This is a genomic window from Pseudomonas sp. GW821-FHT10C09, from assembly GCF_059415465.1.
Map to the genome: position 1 here is coordinate 71,562 of NZ_JBWKNG010000008.1, position 11,162 is coordinate 82,723.

Here is an 11,162-nt window from a genome sequence, read left to right on the forward strand (position 1 = left end):
GACCCCTCGCTCGCTGCAGTGAAACACGCTCGATAACAACAATAAAATAATGTTTCGAGGAGGCTGCATGGCCTTTCACCCTATCGCCGCCGACGATGACGACACCAGTGGTGTCGGCGTTGCGCGCAAATATGCCTGGATCGTCTTCGCACTGACGTTCGGCCTGTTGATTTCCGATTACATGTCCCGCCAGGTGCTGAACGCAGTATTCCCGATGCTCAAGGGCGAGTGGGCGCTGACGGACGGCCAGCTGGGTTTGCTCAGCGGCGTGGTGGCCTTGATGGTCGGCCTGCTGACGTTTCCGCTGTCGTTGATGGCTGACCGCTTCGGTCGGGTTAAAAGCCTGGCGCTGATGGCGCTGCTGTGGAGTCTCGCCACGCTGGGTTGTGCGCTGGCGCAGGACTACCAACAAATGTTTATCGCCCGCTTCATGGTGGGTGTTGGTGAGGCTGCCTATGGCAGCGTCGGTATTGCCGTGGTGATTTCGGTGTTCCCGAAACACATGCGGGCCACCCTGGCCAGTGCCTTTATGGCGGGCGGGATGTTCGGTTCGGTGTTGGGCATGGCCCTGGGCGGCGCGATCGCGGCCAAGCTCGGCTGGCGCTGGTCGTTTGCCGGCATGGCCCTGTTTGGTCTGCTGCTGGCGGTGCTGTACCCGATCATCGTCAAGGAAGCGCGCATTGCCCCGCAACGCGCCGCCGAGGCGGGCAAAAAAGTCGCTGCGGTGGTCAAGCGTCCACTGCGCACGTTGTGCTCCAGCCCTTCGGTGATCGCGGCTTACATCGGCAGTGGCTTGCAACTGTTCGTGGGCGGCACCGTGATTGTGTGGATGCCCAGCTACCTCAACCGCTATTACGACATGGCGCCGGACAAGGCTGGCGGTGTCGCGGCGATCATCGTCCTGTGCAGCGGTGCCGGGATGATCCTGTGCGGCATGCTCAGTGATCGCATGTGTCGTCAGTCGGCCGAACGCAAGGTCGCTTTGGCCATCGCTTATTGCCTGGGCAGTTGCCTGTTGCTGTCGGCGGCGTTCGCCTTGCCGCCGGGACCTGCGCAATTGCTGTTGATTTGCCTGGGCATGTTGATTGCCGCCGGCACAACCGGCCCGGCCGGTGCGATGGTTGCCAACCTGACCCACTATTCGGTGCACGGTACGGCGTTTGCCACGCTGACGCTGGCCAACAACTTGCTCGGCCTGGCGCCGGGGCCGTTCATCACCGGCAAGGTGTCGGACATGATCGGTTTGCAGGCGGCCTTCCAGCTGGTACCGCTGGTGAGCATCGCGGCAGCGGCGGTGTTCTTTTTTGCCAAGTGCCATTACCACAAGGATATCGCCCGGTTGGCGGGTGAACGTGTCAACGATTCTGTAAGTGAAGCTGCGGTAGAGGTGAAGGTGTGAGTGTTCGTTTACGTATCGATGTGTTTTTCGATTTCATCTGCCCATGGTGCTTGATCGGTAAACGCCAACTGGAACGCGCACAAGCGTTGCTGCACTCGCAGCAACCGGATGTGCTGGTTACCACGGTGTGGCACGGGGTGCAGTTGTTGCCCCACCTGCCGGTACAGGGTGAACCGTTCGCCGAGTTCTACCTCAATCGTCTGGGCAGTGCCGAAGCGGTCGCCATGCGTCAGGCCCAGGTGCAGCAGGCGGCAAAAGCGGTCGGGGTAGACGTCGACTTGAGTCGCATCACCACCATGCCCAACACCGCGGACGCCCATCGTCTGTTGGCGCACGCCAACTCGCGGGGGAGCACGGCTCAGCGCGACCAGTTGCTTGAGCGTCTGTTCGCCGCGTACTTCCAGAACGGCGAGGACATCGGTCGCCGCGAGACGTTGATCACCATCGCCCAATCGTGCGGTTACGACGCTGACGCGGTGAGGGACTACCTGAAAGATGAATCCGGTCCCTTTGTCGGTAACGAAGTCGGGGCCTCCAGCGGTGTGCCGAGCTTTCTGTTCGACAGCCAGTTAACGCTGGTCGGCGCGCAGCCTGCCGAGGTGATGCTGGGTGTCATGTACGAAGCCATGGAACGCCAGCGCGTGCGGATCCCGTCATGACCCGTCGTGTCCCCGTGCCTGCGGGCAAACTCCCGCAGGCGGGTGGGCGTGCGCTGTTCGAATTCGAGAACAAAAGCCTGGCGTTGTTCAACGTCGAAGGCGACGTGTTTGCCATCGATGACAGTTGCCCGCACCAAGGCGCTTCGCTGTGCGGCGGGCGCCTGGACGGCAAGGTGATTCAATGCTGTGCCCATGGCCTGCGCTTCGATCTGCGCAGTGGTTACCTGCTCAATTCCACCGCGCTCAAGGTCAACAACTACCCGGTCGAAGTCATCGACGGCCAGGCTTTTATCGTTATTGCTTCTGAGGAGTCCGCGCCATGAGCGCCATTGCTCTCACCCGTATCCATAGCCGAACACGCGAACTGGCCCCGGGTTTTATCGTCAGTCTGATCGTGGCGGCAGCCGCTTCGTTTTTGTCCGAACACTACGGCGCACCGGTGATGCTGTTTGCCTTGCTGCTGGGCATGGCGCTGAACTTCCTGGCCGGGGAGGGCGTGTGCAAGGCCGGCATCGAATTTACTGCGCGCACCGTGTTGCGCCTCGGCGTAGCCCTGCTGGGCATGCGCATTACCCTTGAGCAGATTGCCGGTCTGGGCTGGAAGCCAGTCGCGCTGGTGGTGACGCTGGTGGTGGTGACCATTGGCGTTTCGGTGATTGCGGCCAAGATGCTGGGGTTCCAGCGTTTGTTCGGCATGCTCACCGGTGGCGCGACGGCGATCTGTGGCGCTTCGGCGGCGCTGGCGCTGGCGGCAGCCTTGCCCAATCATCCGCAGAAAGAACGCGCCACACTGTTCACCGTCATTGGCGTGTCGGCCCTGTCGACGATGGCGATGATTGTTTATCCGATGATTGCCAACTGGTTGTCATTGTCACCGCAAATGGCGGGTATTTTCCTCGGCGCCACTATCCACGATGTGGCCCAAGTGGTCGGTGCCGGTTACAGCATGTCGACTGAAACGGGCGACACGGCCACGGTGGTCAAGCTGATGCGAGTCGCCATGCTCCTGCCGGTGATCGTCTGTGCGGCCATGGTCACGCGCATGCAAGGCGCCGAAACCGGCGGCAAGCGACCGCCGCTGCTGCCGTGGTTCGCCGTCGGTTTTCTGCTGCTGGCGTGCATCAACAGCACGGGATGGATAGCGCCCGTCGTGCAAGGCACGGTCAATGACCTGTCGCGTTGGTGCCTGGTGGTGTCCATCAGTGCCCTGGGCATGAAGACTCAGCTCAAGGAGCTGGCCTCCGTCGGCATCAAGCCCATCCTCCTGATGGTGGGGGAGACGGTGTTCCTCGTCGTCCTGGTGCTGCTGTTGCTGCGCTGGGGATTCTGAACCTGATCGACTTCCGTTTTATGGCAGGGCCGCACCGGGTTTGACTCCTCAGCACGGTGCGGCTCTCGGTCGGTGTCACAAACATCGGCTTTTCGCGGCGACTGTATAAGCAGTCGCCGCTTTTTTCGTTGGTTCGAAAACACTTTGTGATGAAGGCGCTATTGTGGCGAGGGAGCTTGCTCCCGCTGGGCTGCGCGCAGCCCCAAAAAACGACGGCTGCTGCGCAACCGAGCGGGAGCAAGCTCCCTCGCCACAGGACAGTGGTTAAACAGCGGGCTCGATTTTATCCAGCACCCGGATCGCCGTGATCTCCGCCACCATGATGCTGTTGGAAATTCCCAGCAGGGCGTGGCGCGACTCGCCCTCCAGATGATCGACCAAGTGATGGACCATCACATCGATCGCCGCCAGTGTCTCGACCAAAAACACGCCCAGGGTTTCTGCCGTCGCCTCCGGGTTCACGGCAAACAGCTTGCTGGGTTTGCGCGCGGTGGCTTTGATGTCGGCATTTGACGGGAAGTGGAAGTTGAGCGCGCGCTCGGCGGCTTCGTTGAGTTTTTTTGAATCGGGTTCGTATGGGGAAGCCGGATCGGTGTCTGGCGGATTGGGCGTTACCTTGAACATGGTGAAACTCCTTGATGATTGGAGCCTTCACCCATCGCTGCTAAACGAGAAGGGTGACGGCTGTACGCGGGTTAGCAGACCAGGGCATCAAGGAACCCGGCGCACCGAAGTGCCCCACGCATAGCCGCCATAACGCAGACCAACAGACGAAACTGTCGATTGATCAGTGGCGATACTGATGCACCTTGATGTTTCCGAGCTGCTAAACCCGATCGCTGATGTGTCAGCGACCGGGAAACAATAGAGCCCGGCCAATAGGCGCACAAGCCGGCGGATTCTGGCGTAGCCGTAGGCAACGGCGCAAGGTTTTGTGGCTTTCAGGACGTTACCCGGACGGGTTTTAAACAAGCCCTTTCGGGAGGTGTTTAAAATCCCGAGCTCCCACAGCGGGAACTCGAAGGGTGGGGCGGGTTCAGGATTCGTGCTGACCCGGGGCCGCTTTTGCGCTGCCTTGCTTTTGTGCGCGCCACGCCGCCGGCGGCATGCCGAACTGGGTGATGAACCAGCGCGTGAAAGAGCTCGCCATCGAGTACCCGAGCATGTCGGCGATGCGCCCCAGCGAATAATTCGGATTCTCCAGGTAACGCAGCACCAGGTCGCGGCGCACGTCGTTGATCAGGTCGTTGAAGGCGCAGCCGTCGTCTTTGAGGCGTCGTTGCAGTGTCCGTACGTTCATGCCCTGGGTCTGGGCGATTTGCTCGATGGTGGCGCGTCCCATCGGTAGCAGCAGGTAAATGGCCTTGCGCACCTCGAACAACAACGACTCGCCTTCATGGCTCAGCAACGAGTCGAGGTAACCCTGGGCGTAACGAGCCATGGCCGGGTCGGCGTGGGGGTTGGTCACGTCCAGGCTGGCATTGGGGCAGACAATGCCGTTGAACTCGCTGCCGAACTCCACCGTGCAGCCAAACAGGCGGCGATGCAGTTGCAGGTTGTCCGGAGGCTGGTGCGTGAAGTTGACGCTGTAGGGGTGCCAGTGCGCGCCGAGCAGCGCTGCGCACAAACGGAACATGACACCGATGGCCAGTTCGTTGGCTTGCCGGGAGGGCATCGGTGTGTCGGTCACGACCTCTTCGCGAATGATCACCATCTTGCCGGCCTCTTCAATGAAGATGGCCAGCGAATCATTCATCAAGTGACGGTAATGCACCACCACCTGCAAGGCTTCGCGCAGTGTGCGCTGGTGCGTGAGCAGCAGGCTGACCACGCCGAAATCCGAGAGCTGGCGCGACTCGGCCATGCTCAGGCCGAAGCTCTGGCAGCCACTGGCGACGGCGGAATCTTCCAGCACGCGCACGGCGCAATCGATAGGGATCCGGTGTTCCGGCGCCAGCAACTGAGCCCTGCTCAAGCCATTGGCAGCCAATACATCACGCGGGTTGAAACCCAGGTAATTAGTGACCTCCAGGTAGTTGGTCAAGACGGCGGCGCGAACAAGCTTGGTCATGCGTGGGTCTTCCCTGGGCCGGTAAGGGTGGAAATGAGCGTGGCGACTATATCCAGCACGTCATGAAATGGAAAGTTGTTGCTTGAGTGTAGTCAGGCGCCCGGCTCTCCCTCTAAACGTAGCCGGCTGATCGCGATAAATCCGTCCGCGTATTGATTACAGTGGCCTTGGGCAAACCTGCCGTGATTTTCGACCAGCGGGCACCTCACGTCGCCACCCCCGAATTTGTCATGAAAAGAAAAGCGACTGACGTCTAATGTAAAGCGTCCGGGGTGGGCGCTCTTTAATGTCAGCACTACAAAAACGTCTGACCAATGAGTCAGTCGAGTCATCGAGAAAGCGTAGGTGCTGACGTGGACAAACTGCAAACTGCTGCAACCGTTTTAATCGTACCGGGCTTGCGTGAGCACGTGGCCGAGCATTGGCAGACATTGCTTGAAGCCAGGCTCGCCAAGGTACGCAGCGTCCCACCGCTTGAAACCGACAAACTCGACTGCGCTGCACGGGTCCGTGCGATCCAGCACGAGCTGGAGCAGATCGACGGGCCGGTGATTCTGGTCGCCCACAGCGCCGGCGTGTTGATGGTCGCGCACTGGGCCGCGTTGCACAGCCGTCCGATCAAGGGCGCTCTGCTGGCCGCGCCACCGGACCTCGATGCCACCTGGCCGCAAGGCTACCCTTCTTCCGAATCGCTGCGGTCCCATGGCTGGAATCCGCTACCCGAAAGTCCGCTGCCGTTCCCAAGCCTGGTGATTGGCAGCACCAACGATCACCTGGCCAGTCTCGAAGCCGTCAATCGCATGGCTCGAGGCTGGGGTGCAGAACTGCGCAATCTGGGTGCAGTAGGTCATCTGAATCCGGCTGCAGGATTTGGCCACTGGCCAGAAGCCGAAGCTTTCATCCTCGAGCTGGATCGCTAATTCAGGCGCCGACTGGCCGCAAGCCAACCGGCATTTGCCCTCACTCCTGATCAACGCAAAACCCTGGAACAAGGGAATGCGTGAGGGCGGCTGCGCTTAAAACAAATACAAAAGGCGGAGACAACGCAATGCACAACAATAAGAGTCACGGGTTCACGGTTTCACGCTACACATTGCTGGCCTCAGCCATTCTGGCCGCGTCCATGCCGACCGCCCACGCGGTTGAACTGGATACCGGTAATCCGGACTGGACCGCGCGCATCGATAACACCATCAAGTACAACTACGGTGTGCGTACCGAAAGCGCCGACAAGCGCATGTTGGGGACGCCAAACAACAACGATGGCGACTACAACTTCCGCAAGGCTGGCACCAACATCACCAACCGTATCGACCTGTTGACCGAGATGGACGTGGTCTACAAGAACGCCATGGGTTTTCGTGTCAGTGCCGCCAGTTGGTACGACAAGGCGTATGAGAACACCGGCTCCAATTCCAACCCGTTCGTCAACGGCAACGATGCGCGCTCCGGCCTGGTCGCCAACGATCCACGCCTGGCCGCCGTCACCAACGACAACGTCGGTTTTGGCAGCCCGCACTTGAGCAATTATGCCCAGCGTTACTACACCGGCCCGTCCGGCGAAATCCTCGATGCGTTCGTGTTCTACAGCACCGAAGTGGGTGAGGAATCCTTGCTGAGTATGAAGGCCGGTCAGCACAACGTGTTCTGGGGCGAGACCATTCTCAACCCGGTGCATTCGATCAGCTACGGCCAGTCCGGCCTCGACCTCGCCAAGCTGGCGGCGTCGCCTGGCACTGAAGCCAAGGAACTGTTCGTACCGCGTAACCAACTGTCGACGACCTTCACCGTTAACCCTGAGTTGACCATCGGCGCCCAGTACTTCCTGGATTGGGACGCGGCTCGCTTGCCTGAAGCCGGCACCTACTACGGTGGTTCCGATCTGGTGGGCTTCGGCGCGCAATCGTTCTTGCTGGGCAACACCAACGGCGTGGTTCCGGGCAGCCCGCTGGGTTGCGGCCTGGCGCCGTGCAACGGTTTGACCAACGTGGTGCGTGGGCATGACCTGACGCCGCACAGCAGCGGTGACTGGGGCGTCATGGCCAAGTGGTCGCCGGCCTGGCTGGACGGGACGCTCGGCGTCTACTACCGCGAGACGTCGGAAATCCTGCCGCAAGCCTGGCTGGATGCCCGCGGCCTGTCCTCGGCCAACCCGAACGGCACCCGACCAGCCGGGCAAGTGCCAGCCGTGGTCAACACGCTCAACTCGTTGAACACCGCCACCTATCAACTGGCCTATGCCGACGACATCAAGATTTTCGGCCTGAGCCTGTCCAAGGACGTCGGCGGCGTGAGTGTGGGTTCCGACCTGAACATCCGTCACAACATGCCGCTGGCCAGTATCCCGGCCATCGTCAGCTCCACCAGCCCGCTGGGCCTGGGCAAAGGCCTCGGCCTGTTGCCGGCGCGCACCGATGCCACGGGTGTGATCTACGACACCCCGAGCCGCGGCGACAGCATGAGCGCCACTGGTGAGACGTTGCACTGGACGTTGAACGGTCTGATGACCCTGCCGAAAACGCCGGTGTTCGATCAGGCGACTGTGCTTGCCGAACTGTATTACAGCAACCTGTTGAGCATCGATGACAAAAACAAGGCGCTCTACAAGGGCGAGGACAGCTATCGCGGTATCGACAAACCGACCCGTGACAACTGGGGTCTTGCGGTCAACTTCACACCGACCTGGTACCAGGTATTCCCGGGCGTTGACCTTAACGCGCCAATGTCCGTCAACGTCGGCCTCGACGGCGTGTCACCGGTGTCCGGTGGCGGTGCCAAGGACACCGGCAACTATGCCTTCGGCGTGGGTGCCGTTGTGTACAACAAATACTTTGTCGACCTGAAGTATGTGGACTCTTTCGGCCAGACCGACAAGTGCAACAAAAGCGGCGTGAGTACCGGCCCGACGGGGGGCGACGGCTCTACTCCAAACGCCTTTAGCGGTAACGAAAACTATGCGTGCTACGCCGGTGGCTACTCGTCCTTTTCCGGTGGCGGAGCCACGACTGAGGATCGTGGTGCTGTTTACCTGACAATGAAAACCACCTTTTGATTCATCACTCGCTTACTCGAAGTAAGCAGGAGAACCTCAACATGAAATTTGTACAAACCGTGTTGGCTGCCTCGCTGGCGATGGTTGTTGCCGCCCAGGCACACGCCGCTGTAACTGCTCAGGATGCCGCCAAACTGGGCAGCAGCCTGACCCTGGTCGGCGCTGAAAAAGCCGGGAATGCCGATGGCTCCATTCCGGCCTATGACGGCGGCCTGACCACGCCACCCGCCAGCTTCAAGGCCGGTGACAGCATGCGCCCGGACCCGTTTGCCAATGAAAAACCGCTGCTGGTGATCGACGGTAAAAACGTCGATCAGTACAAGGGTCAGCTCACTGCAACCACCGCAGAACTGGCCAAGCGCTTCCCGACGTTCAAAGTCGAGGTGTACCCGACTCACCGTACCGTTTCGCTGCCTAAAGCGATCCTCGACAACGGCGTGAAAAACGCCACCGGCGCCAAGTCCCTTGAAGGTGGCCTGGCCATCGACAACGTGCTGCCGGGCATACCGTTCCCGATTCCGCAATCGGGTAACGAGGCGATGTGGAACTTCCTGTTGCGCTATCAGGGCGTGAGCATCAGCTCCAAGTACGACTCCTGGAACGTCGACTCGGCTGGCGTGGCGAGCCTGGCGACCACCGGGCAGGCGTCCATCTCCTACCCGATCTACGAAAACCTGTCGCAGCCGATCACCAGCTCCGACGTGTATTACCAGATGAAGCTGGCCTACACCGGTCCTGCGCGCCGGGCTGGCGAAGCGATCATGCTCAAGGACGCCGCCAACCCATTGCAGCAACCGCGTCGTGCCTGGCAGTACTTGCCTGGTCAGCGTCGTGTGAAGCTGGCTCCAAACCTGGCCTACGACACGCCTAACCCAGGCACCGCCGGCGCCGGTACTTACGATGACGTGTTCGTGTTCAACGGTGCGCTGGATCGCTACGACTGGAAGCTGGTCGGCAAGCAGGAAATGATCGTGCCGTACAACACCTACAAGCTGACCTACGTGCAGGATCCGAAGTCGATCACCACGCCTAACCACCTGGCACCGGACTTTGTGCGCTGGGAAAAACACCGCGTGTGGGTCGTCGAAGGCACCCTCAAGGCCGGTGCTCGTCACATCTACGCCAAACGTCGCTTCTACCTCGACGAAGACAGCTGGACAGCTTTGGCCTCGGACCAATATGACGCCCGTGGTCAGCTGTACCGTGGTTCCTTTGCCTTCCTCAGCCAGAGCTATGACAAGCAGGTGCCTGACTCCACGCCGTTCATGATTTATGACCTGGTGGGCGGTTCCTACAACATCAACGGTGTAGTCGGCCCTTACGGCGGCATCAAGTACGTCGATCCGCTCTCCAAGGCACAGTGGTCGTCGGAGTCCCTGGCGGGCGCCGGCATTCGCTAAGCAAACCGCAACAAGGCGTTCATCGGTCCACGGCCCGCAAGCCGTGTGACCGCGCGACGGTCGGTGCACGCCGATCGTCGCGGCGCCGGTTTTCAACGTCGGGCTGCACGCTTGCAGTCCCTGACGCGGTTTTCCCAAGAGGACGCGGTATGTGTTCGTACAAAAAGTACCTGCAGTTAACGCTCGGCGCCCTGCTTGTCATGTCGCAGGGCGTCACCCAGGCGGCCGATTACATCGATGTGCTGGACCTGCCCGCCAAAGTCAGTCCGCTCGCGGTCAACAGCCCGTTGACCGGCATGACCCGCGCGGGCGACCGATTGGTTGCCGTCGGGCAGCGTGGGCACATTCTCTATTCCGATGACATCGGTAAACACTGGCAGCAGGCTGTCGTGCCAGTGAGTGCCGATCTCAGTGCGGTGAATTTTCCATCGGCCAGGGAAGGCTGGGCGGTCGGGAACGATGGTGTGGTGTTGCACAGCAACGATGCTGGCGCGACCTGGACCAAGCAGCTCGATGGCCGCCAAATTGGTGAGTTGTTGGTCAAGCATTACGGTGCATTGGCCAGTGCCCAACCGGACAACGAACAATGGTCACACTGGGCCGCCGAAGGCCAGCGACTGGCAGAGCAGGGCGCCGATAAACCCTTGCTCGACGTCTGGTTCGCCAACGAGCAGGTCGGCTATGTGGTCGGCGTGTTCAACCTGATTCTGCGCACTGAAGACGGCGGCCAGACCTGGACCCCGTTTCAGGACCGCACCGATAACCCGCAAAGCTTTCACCTGAACGCCATCGCCTCGACCGGCGACGCGTTGTACATCGCCGGCGAGCAGGGCCTGTTGCTCAAATGGGATGAAGCCAGCCAGCGTTTCACCGAAGTGCCGACGCCTTATCAGGGCAGCTTTTTCGGCGTGCTCGGCAAGCCCGGCGAAGTGCTGGTCTACGGCTTGCGCGGCAACGTATTGCGCAGCACCGATGGCGGCCAGAACTGGACCGCGCTGGACACCGGCCTGCACATCAGCGTCACCGCCGGCCTGATCGATGACCGTGGCGACTACCGCTTGTTCACCCAGGGTGGGCAGATGCTGGTCAGCCAGGGTTCTGGCGCACAACTGCACCTGGTTCAGCAGCCTGTACCGACGCCGATTGCTGGCGCCACCGAGGCCTCCGACGGCTCGTTGGTCGTGGCTGGCAGCCGTGGCGCACTGGCGCTGTCCGTCGTTAAGACCTCGAACCCTTAAAGCGAGAACCCAG

At 60.8% G+C, this 11,162-nt stretch carries 10 protein-coding genes; 8 read left to right on the forward strand and 2 right to left on the reverse strand.

Features of this window, described 5'->3' with window-relative positions; all coding sequences use genetic code 11:
* Window positions 1-67 precede the first annotated feature (67 nt).
* The 4 genes from AC07N8_RS10015 to AC07N8_RS10030 are packed head-to-tail and all read left to right on the forward strand — an operon-like array spanning window position 68 to window position 3,388.
* Window positions 68-1,399: an MFS transporter gene (locus tag AC07N8_RS10015; RefSeq protein ID WP_123434481.1), complete on the forward strand. Its 1,332-nt coding sequence runs from the start codon at window positions 68-70 to the stop codon at window positions 1,397-1,399.
* Window positions 1,396-2,058 (forward strand): DsbA family oxidoreductase, encoded by a 663-nt coding sequence (locus tag AC07N8_RS10020; protein WP_493143317.1) that lies wholly within the window; start codon window positions 1,396-1,398, stop codon window positions 2,056-2,058. The genes AC07N8_RS10015 and AC07N8_RS10020 overlap by 4 nt, the downstream gene beginning before the upstream one ends.
* Window positions 2,055-2,381 carry a Rieske (2Fe-2S) protein gene (locus AC07N8_RS10025; protein ID WP_493143319.1) on the forward strand — a complete coding sequence of 109 codons (327 nt, stop codon included), beginning with the start codon at window positions 2,055-2,057 and terminating at the stop codon, window positions 2,379-2,381. Before AC07N8_RS10020 ends, AC07N8_RS10025 begins: the two co-directional genes overlap by 4 nt.
* Complete coding sequence (locus tag AC07N8_RS10030) at window positions 2,378-3,388, forward strand: YeiH family protein (protein WP_027921447.1); 1,011 nt, start codon at window positions 2,378-2,380, stop codon at window positions 3,386-3,388. The genes AC07N8_RS10025 and AC07N8_RS10030 overlap by 4 nt, the downstream gene beginning before the upstream one ends.
* Before the next feature lie 264 nt (window positions 3,389-3,652).
* On the opposite strand, the gene AC07N8_RS10035 is transcribed toward AC07N8_RS10030, so the two are convergent.
* Both AC07N8_RS10035 and AC07N8_RS10040 read right to left on the reverse strand, forming a co-directional pair.
* Window positions 3,653-4,012: a DUF6124 family protein gene (locus AC07N8_RS10035; RefSeq protein ID WP_483840040.1), complete on the reverse strand. Its 360-nt coding sequence runs from the start codon at window positions 4,010-4,012 to the stop codon at window positions 3,653-3,655.
* A 412-nt stretch (window positions 4,013-4,424) separates the two neighbouring features.
* The gene (locus tag AC07N8_RS10040) at window positions 4,425-5,459 is read right to left on the reverse strand and encodes an AraC family transcriptional regulator (protein WP_493143322.1); all 1,035 of its coding nucleotides are present in this window, start codon (window positions 5,457-5,459) and stop codon (window positions 4,425-4,427) included.
* 353 nt (window positions 5,460-5,812) lie between these two features.
* On the opposite strand from AC07N8_RS10040, the gene AC07N8_RS10045 reads away from it, so the two are divergent.
* The 4 genes from AC07N8_RS10045 (at window position 5,813) to AC07N8_RS10060 (ending at window position 11,149) form a co-directional block, all read left to right on the forward strand.
* Complete coding sequence (locus tag AC07N8_RS10045) at window positions 5,813-6,379, forward strand: RBBP9/YdeN family alpha/beta hydrolase (protein WP_493143324.1); 567 nt, start codon at window positions 5,813-5,815, stop codon at window positions 6,377-6,379.
* Window positions 6,380-6,507: 128 nt separating this feature from the next.
* The gene (locus tag AC07N8_RS10050; RefSeq protein ID WP_493143326.1) at window positions 6,508-8,511 is read left to right on the forward strand and encodes a DUF1302 domain-containing protein; all 2,004 of its coding nucleotides are present in this window, start codon (window positions 6,508-6,510) and stop codon (window positions 8,509-8,511) included.
* A gap of 41 nt (window positions 8,512-8,552) precedes the next feature.
* Window positions 8,553-9,911, forward strand: coding sequence for a DUF1329 domain-containing protein (locus AC07N8_RS10055; RefSeq protein WP_483840036.1), 1,359 nt, complete (start codon window positions 8,553-8,555; stop codon window positions 9,909-9,911).
* A gap of 149 nt (window positions 9,912-10,060) precedes the next feature.
* Complete coding sequence (locus AC07N8_RS10060) at window positions 10,061-11,149, forward strand: WD40/YVTN/BNR-like repeat-containing protein (RefSeq protein WP_483840035.1); 1,089 nt, start codon at window positions 10,061-10,063, stop codon at window positions 11,147-11,149.
* Window positions 11,150-11,162 lie beyond the last annotated feature (13 nt).

Coding starts and splice junctions, on each gene's coding strand:
- AC07N8_RS10015 (WP_123434481.1), top strand. CDS start 68: ATGGCCTTTCACCCTATCGCCGCCGACGATGACGACACCAGTGGTGTC.
- AC07N8_RS10025 (WP_493143319.1), top strand. CDS start 2,055: ATGACCCGTCGTGTCCCCGTGCCTGCGGGCAAACTCCCGCAGGCGGGT.
- AC07N8_RS10030 (WP_027921447.1), top strand. CDS start 2,378: ATGAGCGCCATTGCTCTCACCCGTATCCATAGCCGAACACGCGAACTG.
- AC07N8_RS10035 (WP_483840040.1), bottom strand. CDS start 4,012: ATGTTCAAGGTAACGCCCAATCCGCCAGACACCGATCCGGCTTCCCCA.
- AC07N8_RS10040 (WP_493143322.1), bottom strand. CDS start 5,459: ATGACCAAGCTTGTTCGCGCCGCCGTCTTGACCAACTACCTGGAGGTC.
- AC07N8_RS10050 (WP_493143326.1), top strand. CDS start 6,508: ATGCACAACAATAAGAGTCACGGGTTCACGGTTTCACGCTACACATTG.
- AC07N8_RS10055 (WP_483840036.1), top strand. CDS start 8,553: ATGAAATTTGTACAAACCGTGTTGGCTGCCTCGCTGGCGATGGTTGTT.
- AC07N8_RS10060 (WP_483840035.1), top strand. CDS start 10,061: ATGTGTTCGTACAAAAAGTACCTGCAGTTAACGCTCGGCGCCCTGCTT.